The sequence below is a fragment of the Lysinibacillus sp. FSL K6-3209 genome (assembly GCF_037976175.1).
Taxonomy (GTDB): Bacteria; Bacillota; Bacilli; order Bacillales_A; family Planococcaceae; genus Lysinibacillus; species Lysinibacillus sphaericus_D.
In genome coordinates this window covers 3018919-3035470 of sequence record NZ_CP150264.1, presented here as the reverse complement: position 1 = coordinate 3035470, position 16552 = coordinate 3018919, and the positions used below count along the sequence as shown (strand labels likewise).

Genomic DNA, 16552 nt, shown 5'->3' with positions numbered 1-16552 from the left:
GAGGTGAGCTGAATGCAAAATTTAAATTGGCAACGGACTGATTTAATTGATGAATCTGAAGAGGTCGTTTTACATCAAACGAAGGAACAAAAAGAAACACTTGAACAATCATCTGGGGTTCAAATCGAAGACCGCACTGCAGGACGCGTGAAAATAACCGATGTCCAAGTGAACGCAGAAGGCAAGAAACAAATAGGCAAAAAAGAAGGGAAATATATAACCCTTTCCGTACCAACGCTTACATTAGAAGATGAGGATGGATTTGAACAACTTGAAAAAGCCTTGCTAGCAAACTTTAAAACGTTACATGAATCAATTTCCTGGCAGAAGGATGACAAAATATTAATTATAGGGCTTGGCAATCGAACGATAACGCCAGATGCCATAGGACCATATGTTATCGATCACTTGCATAGTCTAGATAAAATCGATGACAAATTTGTCATGTATGCACCAGGTGTGACGGGGCAAACAGGCTATGAAACAGGTGAATTTGTAGCAGCATTAGCTGAGCGTCTACAACCAAAACTAATCATTGTCGTAGATGCCCTCGCAACAAGAGCAAGCGACCGCTTATGTAAAACTATCCAACTTACCGATACGGGTATTCATCCAGGTTCAGGTGTCGGCAATCAACGCAAGGAAATATCCTTAGAAATGCTTGGTATCCCTGTCACAGCAATTGGGATTCCAACAGTTGTTGATGCACCCGTGCTAATTGCTGACGCAGTAGAGGTGATGTTACGCACTATTGCCGCGCGAGTTGCTGAGAGAGGAAAACCTTCATCTAAATTATCATTATCTTCATGGCGTCCAGATATTAATAAAGAACTGGATATGTCCCTTGTTACACCCATTTTCGGTGAATGGGCAACATGGTCAAAAGAGGAACGTCAACAGCTTTTTGAAGAGACTTTTGCTGCTTCACATGCACAGTTAATGGTCACACCGAAAGAAGCCGATTATTGGATAGATCGGTATGCAACACTCATTTCAACTATGCTTACAAAATGGGCAAACGATCTATAAATTCATCGTTCTAAAAGACACATCCCCTCCATACGATAAGGGGAGGAGGGTGTGACTTTGCTAAAAAAACTACAATGGTCAATTGGTCTATTATTGTTCTTTTTCGTATTACCAGTCATTGCTGGGCAACTTCCGTTCAACAAGCAAGCATCGACTCCGATTAAACAACCAGAGGATAAACAAGTCGTGTTTGCCGCTACAAATTTAGAAGAAGAAAGTGAACTAGAGAAGACGAAAGAGCAGACGCCAGAATCGACGTCAGAGCAGACAAAAGAGCAGGATCCATTTAAAGTATTATTGTTATTTACACATTCACAAGAAGCCTATCAACCGATGGTAAAAGCAGCTAGCGGAAAAGTGGCGGTTTATGATGACAAAACAAATATTTATAACTTACAAGACGCCATTTCCAAGCACTTTAGTATGAACGGTATCCAGACGGATGTATTAGATGTTGATGTGATGAAGGTAATGAAATCGGAAGGCAAAACTTTTCCACAAGCTTATAACACAGTACGTCCATATCTATCAAGCCGTTTACAAGAGCAATCCTATAATTTAATAATTGATTTGCATCGAGATTCTGCCAAGCGGGATGCGACAACTACCATGTACAACAATCAATCATATGCACGTATTGCCATAGTCGTAGGAGCAGAACATAAAAATTACAGATGGAATACGGCTTATGCAGAAAGTCTTTCTGCTGCCATGAATGACATTGTGCCAAAGGTTTCAAGAGGGGTTATATCGAAAAGTGGTGATAATGTAGATGGTCGCTACAATCAAGATTTAGCTAAAGAGATGATTTTAATTGAATTAGGTGGCATCGATAATACAGAAGATGAGTTAAATCGTACAATTGCTGTTATAGGAAAAGCAATTGCCAAAACTTTTGTAACAGAATCTAAAAGTTAAACAGCTATTAGCAGTAAGTTAACAATCATGAGGCAATGATTAACAATTAGTGTGTTACATTAGTCATCTTTAACTATATTGAATTTTTGCTATTCAAGTAATTTTTTCATTGTTGTCCACTTTAGAAAATAGTTTGATGTCATCAATGAAGGGTAATGAATGGTATGTATGGTGCCAATTGAGAGAATTACCTAAAAAAATTTTTTTCTAGGTCTTTCAATTGTTTATACCTTGCATTATACTTTTCAAGTCAGCTCATACGCCTTATTGAATCGGGCGATTTTCGATTGTGTTCATCAATGAAAAAAGCCGTTTCAAAAGCATCTTCCATTATGGGCAGATGCTTTTTTTGTTGTTTTGTTGTAATATTACAAATTTTTAATAAAAAAATGACTTTGATTATATGTTATATACATACTTTATGTAAGAAATATAGTAAATTTTTATACCCTGTAGTAGTGAAAATAGATTTAAAAAACTTAGGAAAATGGTATAACGAAAATCCCACCGTGGAAAAATTTTTTTGCTTTAGAAAATGATCAACCTTTTTAGGTCGCTCATACGTCTTTAATATTATAAGTAAAGAATAAAGCGTAGAAAAGGAGCAGAGGCTAGGCAATATATTCACATTTTGTAGATAATTTAATAAATGGAACGACGTTTTATATTTTATTGGAGGAAACAGTATGTTAGGCAAGACATTGAATCATCGTTATATCCCAGGATTAGATGGGATAAGAGCTTTAGCAGTACTAGCAGTCATTGCTTACCATTTTAACTTTCGATGGGCTAGTGGAGGGTTCCTCGGAGTTGATATCTTTTTTGTTTTATCAGGTTATTTAATTACTTCAACCATTTTACCGATGAAAGGGAATCAATTAACAGTCAGTTTGCGACAATTTTGGATTGGTCGCTTTCGACGTCTAGTGCCCGCTGCTTACGTTATGATTATGACCACTTTCGTCTGGGTCATGTTATTTCATAAAGAACTTTTAAATACTATGCGTGGAGATGCGCTATCTTCCATTTTTTACTCAAGTAATTGGTGGTTTATTTATCATAAACTTTCCTATTTTGATAGTTTCGGGTCGCCTTCCCCATTGAAAAATTTATGGTCTTTAGCGATTGAAGAACAATTTTATGTAATTTGGCCGATTGTATTGATGATTGGTTTAGCTCTATTTAAAAAACAAAGTAAATTTTCGACGATTATTTTCATTGGCGCAATTTGTTCAGCAATCCTAATGGCCCTTTTGTATCAGCCAGGAGCTGACCCAAGCCGAATTTATTATGGGACGGATACACGTTCATTTGAATTGTTAATAGGCTGTTGGTTAGCATTCGTTTGGCCAATGAAAAGACTTTCTACGAAAAAGCTTTCTACTAAGCATGTTTATGAGCTTAACAGTATAGGTTTCATTACCTTTAGTATTTTTATTGTTAGTATTTTATTCGTAGATGAATACCAAGCATTTCTATATAGAGGTGGTATGTTCTTATTTTGTCTAAATGCAGCGCTATTAATAGCCTGTGTTTGCCATCCAGCTAGTTTTTTAGGCAAACTACTTTCATGGAAGCCGCTTCGCTGGATTGGTTCTAGATCGTACGGAATCTATCTTTGGCATTACCCTATTATTGTGTTAGGTACTCCTGTTCATGAAATTGGGAACCCTGTCTATTGGCGTGTTACTATACAGTTATTGCTCATATTACTGCTCGCTGAATTATCTTATCGCTGTATTGAAATGCCTATTCGTAAAAAAGGATTCCGATTATATTTCCGACAATATTTAATCATCAATCCGAACAAATGGCGTGATTTTTCAATTGCAAGAAAAATTGCAACTGCTGTTATTCCACTTTTCTTACTCGTGTTTTTTACTGGTATAACAGGGGTAGTAGGAGAAGCACCACAGGACACAAAGGAGTCTTACCCAACAAACATTAAAATAAATGGTGGGCAACATGCTTCTGCAAAAGATCAGGATACCGTAGAGCAAGATTCCACAGATGAACAAGTAGAATCACCTATTGACAATAACGAAGCAACGTCAAAAACGGAGAAAGATGATGCAAGTGACATTGCTAAGAAAGGACCGTATAAAGAACTACTAGCTATCGGGGATTCTGTTATGATTGATATTGCTACAAGTTTACATACGCTTTACCCTAACATTACAATAGATGGAAAAATCGGGAGACAAGTTTCGCAAGCAGTCAAACTAATCCCTAGTTACGCCCGCTTCAATCAACCAGATAAAGCGGTCATTATTCAACTTGGCACAAACGGTTACTTTACAAATGACCAAATTGACACGCTTCTTGGTGCTTTTTCACAAGCAGAAATATACTTAGTGAACACACGTGTACCACGTCCATGGGAAGCAAAAGTAAACAATGCTTTAGCGAATAAAGCGCAAGAGCGTGAGAATATTACGTTAATTGATTGGCATTCTACAGCCTTAAACCATCCCGAATATTTTGCTCCAGACGGAGTACACTTGGAGCCAGAAGGGGTAGAAGCTTTATCGAGTCTAATTCAGCAAGCAATTGATGCGAGTATGAATGAAGTTTAATAAGCATCCTGCTGTCGCTAGATAGTCTCCCTGAGACGAGTCACTTAATGGAGTGACTCGTCTTTTTATATGAAAGGACAGGGATTTTTTCTTATGTAGAAAAAATAATTTGATGCTAATTTAATATATTTATACCAATTTTAATCCATTTATGTATAATATTTAGTGGTAGGAGGGATTGATGAATACAGTGAATCCACTAGATGCCAAAGCGGTACATGAACATTGACACCTATGATAAGAACTTTCAAGGATTACATAAAAAGGTTATTTATAGAAAATGATAAAAAGGGAGACTTAAAAAATGAAAAGTAAAACACTTGTATTAGTATTGACACTAATGTTAGCATTTGCATTTAATGTCAACATTGCAAATGCTAGCACTTTTAAAGAAGTAAAGGTAACAGACTCTTCATCTAAGGTATATGAAAAAACTGATACGAATTCAAAAGTAATTGGAACTGTAGAAAAGGGAAAATTTGTTATTTCAATTAGTGAACATAATGATTTTTCTCGTATAATGTATTTAAATAACGAAAATAAAATGATTGATGGTTATATTATTGAAGATGTACTTGATGATGCGCCATACACAATTAAAATTGCGAGTTCGAAAAGTGGCTTGGTTGTAAAAGAAACGCCATCTTTAAAAGGTAAAACGGTTGCAACATTACAAAATAAAATGGTTGTCAAAGATTTTGGATCTGTTGGTGATGGTTGGTCCTTTGTCCAGTATGGTAATGTAATTGGCTATGCTGCTACTAATTTTATGAGCAATTCACAGCCAACAACTAAATATGTGCTAGCGAGCAGTCTTATTGTTAGAAATATTGCAAGCCCTTCTGGTGTTCAAGTAGGGGAGCTAGCGAAAAATGAAGAAGTAGCCGTTCATTCTACAATTGCTGGTTGGTCGTTTATAACAACTGCAGATTACGAGGGCTATGTAGTAGATACTTACTTAAGTTCAAAAAATCCAGCTGCCGCGACAACGAGTAAACCAAGTGGCTCGTCAAATGCGGGTAATTCAAATAGTAGTAAAACCTATAAAAATTGTACAGAGCTTCGTAAAGATCACCCAAATGGTGTAGGAGCTGACCACCCTGCCTATGCGCCTAAACATGATCGAGACAAAGATGGATGGGCTTGTGAAAGGTAATTTTACTTTAGTGAGTAGTAAATAATTGAATTAAAAAAGCGCCTGTCACATGCAGGTGCTTTTTTTCGCTCTACAGTTCGTTATTGAATTAGTTAGTGCCTTCCTGTACACACACTTGTCATATTTTATGCACTTTTTGAAAAGCACCTTTTTGGGCCTGATTGCCTGAATTGGGTGCTTTTTGATGCATTGAATTGCAGAAAATAACAAGCATAAATAAGAGTAACCATTGATTTAACAGCATTTATCCCGTTCTAATGTTGTGGTTTGTATGTGGTTCATAGTATAATTCATTATAGTTTAATTAGGAGTGGAAGAGATGAACCGAGAAGCACGATTAAAAAGACAAGAGAACATACGAAATTTCTCTATTATTGCACATATTGACCACGGGAAATCAACGCTTGCTGACCGTATTTTAGAGCAAACGAAATCACTGACATCCCGTGAAATGAAAGCACAGCTACTCGACTCAATGGATTTAGAGCGTGAGCGAGGCATAACAATTAAGTTAAATGCAGTCCAATTAAAATATGAAGCCAAAGATGGCGAAGTGTATACATTCCATTTAATCGATACACCAGGACATGTCGATTTCACATATGAAGTATCACGGAGTTTAGCTGCTTGTGAGGGCGCTATTTTAGTTGTGGATGCAGCACAAGGCATCGAAGCACAAACATTGGCTAACGTTTACTTAGCACTTGATAACGATTTAGAAATTTTGCCAGTTATCAATAAAATTGACTTACCAGCAGCCGATCCAGAACGTGTGCGTCAAGAAGTTGAAGACGTTATCGGTTTAGATGCTTCAGAAGCGGTATTAGCTTCCGCAAAAGCTGGTATCGGTATTGAAGATATTTTAGAACAAATTGTTGAAAAGGTTCCTGCACCAACAGGCGATCCAGATGCACCATTACAAGCACTTATTTTTGACTCAGTATACGATGCCTATAAAGGTGTTATTATTTCCATTCGAATTATGAATGGTACGGTTAAACCTGGCGATAAAATTCGTATGATGGCGACCGGTGCAGAATTTGATGTTATTGAAGTCGGCGTACATACTCCGAAAAGTGTGCCACAAAGTGAATTAACGGTTGGAGATGTGGGCTACTTAACAGCTTCTATTAAAAATGTTGGGGATACGCGAGTGGGGGACACTGTAACATTTGCTAATCGTCCAGCAGCAGAGGCATTAGCAGGTTATCGCCGTTTAAATCCAATGGTATACTGTGGATTATATCCAATTGATACTGCTAAATATAATGATTTACGTGATGCGTTAGAAAAATTAGAGTTAAATGACTCTGCATTACAATATGAACCTGAAACATCGCAAGCGCTTGGTTTTGGTTTCCGTTGTGGTTTCCTAGGGCTTCTTCATATGGAAATTATTCAAGAACGTATTGAACGTGAATTTAACATTGATTTAATTACAACAGCACCATCGGTAATTTACGATGTTTATATGACAGATGGTACGTCCATTAAAGTCGACAACCCATCGTTTATGCCAGATCCACAAAAAATTGACCGTGTTGAAGAACCATATGTGAAAGCGACAATTATGGTACCGAACGATTATGTTGGTGCGGTAATGGAGCTTTGCCAATTGAAACGCGGTAATTTCATGACGATGGATTATATTGATACGTCACGTGTCAGCATTATTTATGAAATGCCATTATCTGAAATTGTCTATGACTTTTTCGATTATTTAAAATCAAATACAAAAGGCTATGCATCATTTGATTATGAGCTAATTGGTTATCAGCCTTCAAAACTAGTGAAGATGGATATCCTATTAAATGCCGAGCAAGTCGATGCACTAAGCTTTATCGTGCACCGTGACTTTGCTTACGAGCGTGGGAAAGTAATCGTAGAAAAACTAAAAGAATTGATTCCACGTCAACAATTCGAAGTCCCAATTCAAGCTGCAATCGGTCAAAAAATTGTCGCACGTTCGACAATTAAAGCGATGCGTAAAAATGTATTGGCAAAATGTTACGGTGGGGATATTTCTCGTAAACGTAAACTTCTTGATAAACAAAAAGAAGGTAAAAAGCGTATGAAACAAGTCGGTTCAGTCGAAGTTCCACAAGAAGCATTTATGGCTGTATTGAAGATGGATGATACGAAGTAACGTTGAAATAACAACGTTTATAGAGGTTATTAATTAGTAATTTTATATCCTTTGGGTGGAGGATGCCACCGATTCGCCACCGTTATTAAAATGAGCCTTCCACAGATGATTGTGGAGGGCTTTTATTATACAAAAAGGAAGGTGTCAGATAAAAACAGACACACTATATACATCAATCAAAAAAGTGACGTGAAGTTCTGATTGAAAATAATTAATATATAATAATGAAAGGTATTAATATACCTAAGAGTGTAAAATATTTGAATATTTTTAGTGAATTAGGAGCGTGGAAATAATTGATTATTTTGAAAGAATACTAAGATTGAAAGACATGGAGGTATGGGATGTTAAGTTTGGTAAAGATGTTTATCGATTATTTATTGTTGATGAAAATCGAGCTTCTGAAATAAAAGATCTAAACCTATCTCCCAATGATATTTTTTTTGAAGATGATTTAAGGGGGAATTTAATTACCGTTAGTGTTTATTCTAAGCATTCTGTCAAAAAAGAACATATAGAACCAATCAATCAATTTTCTAAACAACTTACAGACCATGTTGCATTAGCACACTGTGATGTAGTAATTACATTTTATACAGGTATTGTTGAAAATATTTTTAAGACGGTATTACAGGAGAAATATAACTTAGACTTTGACAAAATTCCTTTACAAAAATTATTACATCTAAATCAAGACTAATGCGAAAAAAAAGCGTTTATTTTGAAAAAGATAGTAGCCACAATAATGATTATGGTACTTATCTAAATAAAGTAAAAGCAGCAGAAATAGAAAAAATGGATATTCCTCAAAAAGTATTGAATATTTACCAGAAGAGATTCAATCAATCTTGAGCGGTGAAAAGAACAAAAGAGCAATATGAGTTATATTTAGAGCTTATTAAAAAAGAAAAAAATAAAGAATATACTAGTTCTCCTATAGAGATAACACCTTTGGCTTCAAATGTTAACTCTCAAAGTTGTGAATATGATTTAGGAAGTAATTAACTGTTTCAGAATTAGAATTCGTCAACTGGTGAACTATATCATACTCATAGTTATAAAAAAAGAAAGTACATAAGGTCTATAACCCTGATGCGCAAAGTTGGTCAGATAATATACCATTTATAAAAACTTTAGCTATCGCAGCAATTGTAGTAGCTTTAGTAGTTACACCCATACTAGGTGACGAGTATGTAGCTTGGGCATATTTTTTAAGAGCTATTTTGGAATATTTTAAAAAGAACCAGGCGCTCATTTTAATTGAGTACCTAGTTTTTTTATTATTTACCTTTTAATATTATTCTAACCCTAATTGAGTCTTGTTCATCAATTTACCACCTTGGAACATTAAAGAAGCATTTGCCCCTAAAGTCTTACCATTATAACTGTACATAACTACATCGCCAGATTCAGAAATAACCGCACCTTCACCACCAAGGATCTCAAATACTTGTTCTTTTGTCATGCCATTCTCTAATTTATTGAATTGGTCGATAGTGATTTCAATGTCAGATGATTCAACACCAAATTGAGCCTTATTGATTAGTTTGCCACCTTGGAAAGTCATTGTAGAAGCAGCTAGGGCACCATCCGTCTCAAATTCATACATAACAGTATGATACGGTTCACCAGCTGAACCTGTTTCAGACATAATTTTCCCTTCACTACCAATAATTTTAACTACTTCTTCATATGTCATGCCATCTTTAATTTGTTTGAACTTTTCCTCAGTTAATTTTCCATCATCTTTAGAAACTGGTGCTGCTGTTTCTTGTTTAGAATCATTCGATGTTTCAGCAACCGATTTTTCCTCTTTTGCAGATTCGTCCTTTGTAGTTGTCTCTCCACAGCCTGCTAGTCCAAGACTTAATACTAATGCTGCACTAAATACTAATTTTTTCATTTGTAAATCCCTCCTCTATATTTCCATTTTAGGAAAATAATTAGAAAAAGTACAGATAAAAAACAGATAATCGTATTTAGTTATCTGTTTAGAATAATTTTTTAATTGTTCGTTTTAAAGATGGTTTACGCTTTTTCTTAATCATTGGCTTTGGCTTTTTAATTTTAATAGGCTTAATTCTAGTTGCTTCATATACTGCCTTTTTAGCTTGCTTCTTTAATTGTCGCTTCTTTTTGCTAAACAACTTTTTAAACATATTAGCCCTCCGCAGATTATTTATATCTTCGTACCTTCTTCTAACACAAAATGAGCTTCAAACTTAATCCCTAAAATATCAGCTATTTCTTGTAATTCTTTTTCACTGAAATTATCACGTTTTAATTTTTTGGTAAATTTGATTGTCAAGTTCCCATTTTTTCAGCTAATTACGTGATGTTCAAAGTCTTTAACAGCCATTACACAGCTTCAAAGTGCACCTGACTTTATTAAAGCTAGCTATTCAAAATTGCTATGTATATAAAAAGAGAACAGGGTAGAATGGTAGATGGGAGAAATAATGCTATGGAAAAATACTATACTTTTGTAGGGTTTTTAACAACCGTTGATAGAATATTAAGTTACTGGTATATAATACTAAGAAATTATGTTTTTATAACTGAGTAGGAGGAGAATAATGAAAAAATTATTTATTGTGTTACTAGCAGCATTCGTATTTGCAGTAGTAAATCCAACAAAATCAGAAGCGAAAGTGATGTATGATGGAGCGGAAGTTGTAAAAGGGCAAACAGGGAAAATGACCTTTAAAAAAGACATTAAGGTATACAAGAAAAATTCAGATGGTACGTTTGAATCTTTAGTGGTAAAGCGAAATAACTTCTTTAGAACGTATGATATTGAAAAATATGATAACAAAATATTTTATCAAATGGGGCAATACCGAGTACAAGCAACCGATTTGGTAGTTTTCAAAGAAGTACCAATAAAAATTCGTTCATCTTTTTATAACAAACCAGCTTATATTGTTATTACTCGCGATGGTATTAATGATGGCTTATATTACGGATCATACATCAAACTAGAAGGACCATGGAGTTTTAATTTCAAGGATACAAATAATGGTCAACTACTACAGTATTGCGAAAGTGGCGATGGTAGTGAGGAATTTTGTTACGAGTATCCTGGTACAGACCTTAAAATCGCTGAGACAATATCGAGAGAAAGAGGTGTACGTTATGAACTAACAAGAGAAGAAGAGGGGAAGGGCGTTCCATTAAAAGAATCTAAGACTGAAAGAATTATGAAAAAGGGAAGTACTGTATATTCAAGGTATGATCATGAAATTAATGGTTATATATATGTAACCGATGAATTAGAAGGAAGACTCGATAATGCTGTTTATCTTCCAATGAATTCACTAAAGCCAGTTGGAGATAAGTGATAGATTAAGAATTATATAAAGCCCTCATATTTATTTGATAAGGGGGCTATTTTTTATGGTTGTGGACATGCGAATAGGCTGATTATCGATGTCTTGTGCTTAGCTGAATAATTCATAAAAGACCATTCTGTGATGGGTGGTCATTTTGTTATTTTCTCCATCATATCCCCACCAATGATAATAAATAAGCGAAGAAAAAACAACCGACAAACCCTTATACAGCAAAGGTTTATTAGTTGGAAAAGGATACGAATAGATACATCCTGAATACAACGTTTCTATAGGAAGCATTTATGACTGTGCTGAAAATGGACGATATGAAGTAATGTTGATTTATCAATATAGGGTATAAACAAAAACTAAGTAAAAAAGCTCAGAAACTCAATTAATTTTGAGCCTGAGCTTTTTTCTATTAAGAACATATTGCTTTGCCTTTAGATAATCAGAGACTATAGAGCATTAATTAATCTCGTTTCTATAAATTATCTTATTGACATCATGTCTTACTGTTTTATGACCGGCTTTAGTACCTTTCCCAACAGCTATGAGCATCACATCTAAATATCTGTCAGAAATATGTAAGATATCTTTTAGTTTTTTAGAATCATAGCCTGACATAGTAATCGTGTCAAAACCGGCTTCATTTGCTAATAAAATGAATGACATGGACGCAAGACTTACATCTCGAGTTAATTCTAGCTTTAAATCTTCCTTAGATTTATGTTGGTAATAATTGATTGCAGCATTTGCTAGATAATCTCTTAGCGATTCATCGTAATACCCTGCTTGAAAGCCCTCCTCATGTATCTCGATAATATTCTCTTTGTCAAATGCCTGATAATCACCTAACATGACCATTAAAGTTGAAGCTTCTATTACTTGTTGCTGATTAAAGGCTATAGGGAGTATTAAATTTCTTAAGTCTGGATTATCAATAATTAAGTATCGTGTAGCTTGAATATTATTTCCATTAGGTGCCTTACTTGCACTTTCAACTAATGAGCTTAGTTTTTCTGAACTTATTTTATAACTTGCATCATAATGTCTAACTGAACGTCTTTTTTCCAAAATATTTTTTACACTCATACTATCAGCTCCGAAATTTTTATTGTCTTGCAGCTTTAATTATAGTAAGCAATAATATAGAAGAAAATAACGCACTTTAAAGTGGTATAGCCACTTAAAGGTGCCTATTTAGCGTCAGGAGGAAAATAGATGGTGAACTATAATACAGGAATTAATATTTTCATGAATATAGCAGGTGGTAAATGGAAATGTTTAATTCTTTTTTTCTTAAGTCAAAAATCAGTAAGAACAAAAGAGTTTTATGAGTTAATACCTGGCATTACACAAAAGGTTTTAACCGATCAATTGAAACAGTTAGAAAGAGATGGCCTTGTACGAAGAGAAATATTTAAAGAAGTACCGCCAAAAGTAGAATATAGCTTAACGGATTTGGGAAAATCTTTTGTACCAGTATTAAACACGATGTGTGAATGGGGAAATACATATGCAGCTATAAAAGGTCTAGATAAAGATCAACAAATTACTTGTGATTTGTTCCGCAGTGCTCAAAATGACAGGTAGTGGCAACTAGACTTGCTCCTAGCAGGTACTGTCAATCATGAAATCAAACATTTATTTAATAATAAGTGCGTAGTTGTTTATTTTTCTAGATTGATGAAATATGAGGTTTAACTAGATTTCATTAAAAATACCAAAAAATTGTCGATATAGATTATGAGGTGGAAAAATATGAAAATAACGCATGATAGTAATTCTACGAACTTTATTAAACTGTCAAATGTATCTTCTAATAGACCTAAAATGGTTCAGCAAAATACTCCAATTCGTAAAGATACATTAACAATAGGACAACAAGCACGAAATTTGTTTAAAGGTCAGCAAGCTAAAACGAGTCTTATTGAAAGTTTAATGAAGCAACGAGAGAGCATTCAACAAATGAAAAGTGATTTAAGCGAACGGACGTTAGAAAACGGAGGCGACTTATCGTCTATTAAAGAACAGCTAAAGGATTTTGAAAAACAAATAGCTGAAATTGATGCTCAAATAGCTGAACAGCAGATGGAAGAACAAAAGAAAGCGACAAACCAAAAGGATCAAGAAATAAAGAAAGAACAACCTGCCAATTCAATGGAAGATATTTTGGGCAAATCCGTTTCACTAGAACAAATGGAAACATTAGAATTTTCGAAGAATTCATTAGGACGCGAGCAAAATCGTCTTGAGAGTGAAGTAGCGTTAGATGCACGCCGTGGAATTTTTATTGATAAAAAATATGAAAAACTTTCAGATTTAGAGGATCGGATTCAAACTGTGCAAGAAAAAGTAGCAGATCAGCTTCAAAATGCTGAAGATAAAGATCTACATAAAGAAGATTCTTTAACTACTCTTATTGATGAACTTAAGGAATCTAAAACCGAACAACAACAGGATAAACTGACAGCGGAATAAAGGAAGTTAAAGTAACTAGCCACCATCATATTGAGCAAATTTGACTGATTAACTGTCATTGTGAAGATGGAAAAAAGCCCAGTTCTCAAAATTTTGAGACTGGGCTTTTTGGCGCGATCTAATTATTATGGTCATGGCAAAAGGATCGTAGCCATATGCATGGTAGCAAAATAGCTATTAATCACATGTGTATTTATATTCAGGGTTTGTTTGAATAAAATAGCCACTTCGTACTTGCCCTGCCCAGTTTTGTAATGCTTCTTTCCAAGCTATACTATCAAAAAATTCATCTACTGTTGTCGTTTCAGAAAACCATATTAATGGGGTATAAGGGGCAAGTGGACCTGCATCTCCCCAGATACCACCTGCTTTGATTGTACTTTGTTTTACAAGCAGTAAAGGAAGTCCGCGTTGTAGAGACATGGATGGTTCTATTTGTAAGAAAGGCGAATAAGGTTCAAGTTGATCCGTTCGCCGAGTTGGTTTTAATAGAGCCGCAGCTGTTCCATAACTAGAGTTTACTATTGTCCGGACATTCTCTATTGTAGTATTGGGATATTGGTCTGTATTCGGAATGGTTCTTGGGAAAAGAAGCACCTGTTTAATTTCGTTAAACATCCGAATAATAAATCGTTGTTCATCAGATAGTGGTGGTTGTGCTGATCCTATAGTAAAAAGGTTTTGATGGCTAAAAAAAACAGGAATGCGGAAAAATGCACCTGCTGCATCATTTAAATCTTCCACAGCTTTATAAAATTGATTGATTTCAGTGTTCGTATTTCTAGTTTTATTCTCACTCAAGTTTGATAACCTCCTTACGCTAACTTATTCAAAAGTTAGAAGGAAAGGCTGTGTTTACATACAATATAGCTATTCATTTTGTTTCTTATAAATTATCACCTATATATTGCGAGTGAAAAATTATGAAATATAGTTACTAGATAAATAAATTAGGTTGCATTAGTTTAATTTTCGAATACACATTTTTATTCTCTCTACATACAGTGTAAAAAGGAGTGGTGTGTATTGATGACAAATCATGACCGTTTTATTAAGGCTGTTAATATTCCTAATCCATTGTATCAATCCATACAAGGACGATATTTTGTTGGTCAAACAGAACCGATTTGTTTAGGGAAAGGGAAAAATGCCTGGGGAAGCTTGAGTAATCCGCATTATTCAAATGTAGATTTATATGTAAATGCGTTTACCATTACAAATCACTCGAATCAACCATTTGTTGCTGAAATTTGGTTTAATGCAATAGCTCCTGGAAATGCGATGATTTCTAAAAACGTAACATCTGCAAATCAGGCCATTTCGCCACTTCCAAAGCCAGAAGTGAAAATTGAGTTTGCTGAACATGTAAGTGGATTTCCAAAACAGGGCGTAAATGCATTTAAACGCATTGTACCTCCACAAAGTACATTGGCAAGTGATGAAGATGGAAAATTTATATTTCCATCAGGAGAATCCTTTGTAATTTTTTTAGTTTCACCCAATGATGGATATATCGAGGCAGAAGTGGCATTTGGATGGTTTGAAAAAAAGATTAAGAAATAAATACATCTGGGCAAAAGAAGAATCGCTTGTGAACATCCGAATCGAGTAGACTAGCCGTCAACGCTAATTGATAACTTTATATCATTATTTTATATTTGATGAATAGACTTTTTTTACACAATAGCTAAATAATGATACTCACAATATAAGTCCTCTTATACTGCTTTATTTACCACTTACTGTATAAATTACAAATCTTCTAAAATGGCATGTTACATTAAGAAATGTAGCACGACATTTTTTGATAAATCAATTTTTAGGGGACTGTAAAATGAAAAAACTTACGTTAATGTTTAGTTGCTTAGCTATTGGAATAGCTGGATACTCCATAGTTCAATATTTAATAATGGATGCCCATCAGGCAGGCTTTGTTCGGATGAAACTGATGTTTATTGATACATTGGATTCGCACTGGTATACCTTGCTTTATATCCATATTGTATGTAGTGTAGTGGCTTTAGTAATAGGTCCCTTTACACTATCTTCAAAATTTAGAGAAAAAAATAGGAAGCGTCATCGTATAGCAGGGAAGGTCTATATGATAGGCATTTTATTCGGCAGTATTGCAGGTCTTTATTTAGCGTTTTATGCGACAGGCGGATTTGTGTCACAGCTTGGTTTTAGTATGTTAGCTATTTTCTGGGTCATTACCGGTTATCAAGCGGTTACGAAAATTAAAAAACATAATGTTTATGAACACCAAAAATGGATGATACGCAATTACTCATTAACTTTTGCTGCGGTAACTTTAAGAATGTGGCTACCATTATTTACTGCATTATTTGGATTCGAAAATTTTATGATTAGTTATCCTATTATTTCGTGGTTATGTTGGGTGCCAAATCTTATAGTTGCGCAGTGGATTATTGGGCGGACACTTCAAGAAAGAAGCACAATAGTTAAATAGGTTAGGATAAATGCCACTCTATTTAGGGTGGTTTTTATTGTCTATTCGTATCAAAAAGGCTGTCAAATTGGGAGGGTAGAATTAAAAAAAGAAAAATAAAAGCCATCGGAAAGATGATATTTTTTATGTAATACTAAAATTATTATTAAAAAAATGTCTAAATTTTTAAAAAAAATAAAGTAATTTGACTATTGTATGAGAATCGTTATCAATGATAAGTTATTGTTAACTCGGGGATAGTTTAGCTATAGCTATACGATGTTGAAATTATATAATATTACTTTTCAAATTGACATCACAATTGAAAGTTTAGGTTTTACATTTAATTAATAGGGTGAAGTTATACTAACTAGAGGTATCGTAATGTTTTGGATAAACAAAGAATACATCAAATAAAAGTTAAGTTTGATGTTACAAAAGTTCTATAACATGTAAATATTC

At 34.5% G+C, this 16552-nt stretch carries 17 protein-coding genes; 12 read left to right on the top strand and 5 right to left on the bottom strand.

What is annotated here, in order from left to right:
• Positions 1-12: 12 nt before the first annotated feature.
• From gpr to MHH88_RS14760, 7 genes are all read left to right on the top strand, one after another.
• The gene (gpr, locus tag MHH88_RS14790) at positions 13-1029 is read left to right on the top strand and encodes a GPR endopeptidase (protein WP_025220063.1); all 1017 of its coding nucleotides are present in this window, start codon (positions 13-15) and stop codon (positions 1027-1029) included.
• Positions 1030-1080: 51 nt separating this feature from the next.
• Positions 1081-1947 carry a stage II sporulation protein P gene (spoIIP, locus tag MHH88_RS14785; protein ID WP_339259007.1) on the top strand — a complete coding sequence of 289 codons (867 nt, stop codon included), beginning with the start codon at positions 1081-1083 and terminating at the stop codon, positions 1945-1947.
• 686 nt (positions 1948-2633) lie between these two features.
• The gene (locus MHH88_RS14780) at positions 2634-4523 is read left to right on the top strand and encodes an acyltransferase family protein (protein WP_339259005.1); all 1890 of its coding nucleotides are present in this window, start codon (positions 2634-2636) and stop codon (positions 4521-4523) included.
• A 304-nt stretch (positions 4524-4827) separates the two neighbouring features.
• The gene (locus MHH88_RS14775) at positions 4828-5679 is read left to right on the top strand and encodes an excalibur calcium-binding domain-containing protein (protein ID WP_339259003.1); all 852 of its coding nucleotides are present in this window, start codon (positions 4828-4830) and stop codon (positions 5677-5679) included.
• 319 nt (positions 5680-5998) lie between these two features.
• Entirely contained in the window at positions 5999-7825 is a 1827-nt protein-coding gene (lepA, locus tag MHH88_RS14770; protein ID WP_103976185.1) for a translation elongation factor 4, read from the top strand.
• Between the two features lie 286 nt (positions 7826-8111).
• A complete protein-coding gene (locus tag MHH88_RS14765) occupies positions 8112-8525 on the top strand; it encodes a hypothetical protein (RefSeq protein ID WP_339259000.1) in 414 nt (137 codons plus the stop codon).
• Between the two features lie 155 nt (positions 8526-8680).
• Positions 8681-8830 carry a hypothetical protein gene (locus MHH88_RS14760; RefSeq protein WP_339258998.1) on the top strand — a complete coding sequence of 50 codons (150 nt, stop codon included), beginning with the start codon at positions 8681-8683 and terminating at the stop codon, positions 8828-8830.
• A gap of 292 nt (positions 8831-9122) precedes the next feature.
• On the opposite strand, the gene MHH88_RS14755 is transcribed toward MHH88_RS14760, so the two are convergent.
• The 3 genes from MHH88_RS14755 to MHH88_RS14745 form a co-directional block, all read right to left on the bottom strand.
• Positions 9123-9728: a DUF3862 domain-containing protein gene (locus tag MHH88_RS14755; RefSeq protein ID WP_069513431.1), complete on the bottom strand. Its 606-nt coding sequence runs from the start codon at positions 9726-9728 to the stop codon at positions 9123-9125.
• 88 nt (positions 9729-9816) lie between these two features.
• Complete coding sequence (locus tag MHH88_RS14750; protein WP_339258996.1) at positions 9817-9984, bottom strand: hypothetical protein; 168 nt, start codon at positions 9982-9984, stop codon at positions 9817-9819.
• Between the two features lie 20 nt (positions 9985-10004).
• The gene (locus MHH88_RS14745) at positions 10005-10133 is read right to left on the bottom strand and encodes a hypothetical protein (protein WP_339258994.1); all 129 of its coding nucleotides are present in this window, start codon (positions 10131-10133) and stop codon (positions 10005-10007) included.
• Between the two features lie 268 nt (positions 10134-10401).
• Between MHH88_RS14745 and MHH88_RS14740 the strand changes: the two genes are divergently transcribed.
• A complete protein-coding gene (locus MHH88_RS14740; protein WP_339258992.1) occupies positions 10402-11166 on the top strand; it encodes a hypothetical protein in 765 nt (254 codons plus the stop codon).
• Positions 11167-11625: 459 nt separating this feature from the next.
• Here the strand turns inward: MHH88_RS14740 and MHH88_RS14735 are convergent, their stop codons facing one another.
• Positions 11626-12252, bottom strand: coding sequence for a nitroreductase family protein (locus MHH88_RS14735; RefSeq protein WP_339258990.1), 627 nt, complete (start codon positions 12250-12252; stop codon positions 11626-11628).
• Positions 12253-12381: 129 nt separating this feature from the next.
• Between MHH88_RS14735 and MHH88_RS14730 the strand changes: the two genes are divergently transcribed.
• The gene (locus MHH88_RS14730) at positions 12382-12753 is read left to right on the top strand and encodes a winged helix-turn-helix transcriptional regulator (RefSeq protein WP_069513445.1); all 372 of its coding nucleotides are present in this window, start codon (positions 12382-12384) and stop codon (positions 12751-12753) included.
• Positions 12754-12921: 168 nt separating this feature from the next.
• Positions 12922-13641, top strand: a complete 720-nt coding sequence (locus MHH88_RS14725) for a hypothetical protein (protein ID WP_339258987.1) — start codon at positions 12922-12924, stop codon at positions 13639-13641.
• A 177-nt stretch (positions 13642-13818) separates the two neighbouring features.
• On the opposite strand, the gene MHH88_RS14720 is transcribed toward MHH88_RS14725, so the two are convergent.
• Positions 13819-14442 carry a hypothetical protein gene (locus MHH88_RS14720; RefSeq protein WP_339258985.1) on the bottom strand — a complete coding sequence of 208 codons (624 nt, stop codon included), beginning with the start codon at positions 14440-14442 and terminating at the stop codon, positions 13819-13821.
• A 228-nt stretch (positions 14443-14670) separates the two neighbouring features.
• Between MHH88_RS14720 and MHH88_RS14715 the strand changes: the two genes are divergently transcribed.
• Positions 14671-15204: a DUF6143 family protein gene (locus MHH88_RS14715; RefSeq protein WP_069513449.1), complete on the top strand. Its 534-nt coding sequence runs from the start codon at positions 14671-14673 to the stop codon at positions 15202-15204.
• 271 nt (positions 15205-15475) lie between these two features.
• Complete coding sequence (locus tag MHH88_RS14710; protein ID WP_339258983.1) at positions 15476-16111, top strand: DUF2306 domain-containing protein; 636 nt, start codon at positions 15476-15478, stop codon at positions 16109-16111.
• Positions 16112-16552: the final 441 nt, after the last annotated feature.

What these genes read in the sequence shown, in the direction of transcription:
- gpr (WP_025220063.1), top strand. Translation starts at nt 13, where the DNA reads ATGCAAAATTTAAATTGGCAACGGACTGATTTAATTGATGAATCTGAA.
- MHH88_RS14780 (WP_339259005.1), top strand. Translation starts at nt 2,634, where the DNA reads ATGTTAGGCAAGACATTGAATCATCGTTATATCCCAGGATTAGATGGG.
- MHH88_RS14775 (WP_339259003.1), top strand. Translation starts at nt 4,828, where the DNA reads ATGAAAAGTAAAACACTTGTATTAGTATTGACACTAATGTTAGCATTT.
- lepA (WP_103976185.1), top strand. Translation starts at nt 5,999, where the DNA reads ATGAACCGAGAAGCACGATTAAAAAGACAAGAGAACATACGAAATTTC.
- MHH88_RS14755 (WP_069513431.1), bottom strand. Translation starts at nt 9,728, where the DNA reads ATGAAAAAATTAGTATTTAGTGCAGCATTAGTATTAAGTCTTGGACTA.
- MHH88_RS14750 (WP_339258996.1), bottom strand. Translation starts at nt 9,984, where the DNA reads ATGTTTAAAAAGTTGTTTAGCAAAAAGAAGCGACAATTAAAGAAGCAA.
- MHH88_RS14740 (WP_339258992.1), top strand. Translation starts at nt 10,402, where the DNA reads ATGAAAAAATTATTTATTGTGTTACTAGCAGCATTCGTATTTGCAGTA.
- MHH88_RS14735 (WP_339258990.1), bottom strand. Translation starts at nt 12,252, where the DNA reads ATGAGTGTAAAAAATATTTTGGAAAAAAGACGTTCAGTTAGACATTAT.
- MHH88_RS14730 (WP_069513445.1), top strand. Translation starts at nt 12,382, where the DNA reads ATGGTGAACTATAATACAGGAATTAATATTTTCATGAATATAGCAGGT.
- MHH88_RS14725 (WP_339258987.1), top strand. Translation starts at nt 12,922, where the DNA reads ATGAAAATAACGCATGATAGTAATTCTACGAACTTTATTAAACTGTCA.
- MHH88_RS14715 (WP_069513449.1), top strand. Translation starts at nt 14,671, where the DNA reads ATGACAAATCATGACCGTTTTATTAAGGCTGTTAATATTCCTAATCCA.
- MHH88_RS14710 (WP_339258983.1), top strand. Translation starts at nt 15,476, where the DNA reads ATGAAAAAACTTACGTTAATGTTTAGTTGCTTAGCTATTGGAATAGCT.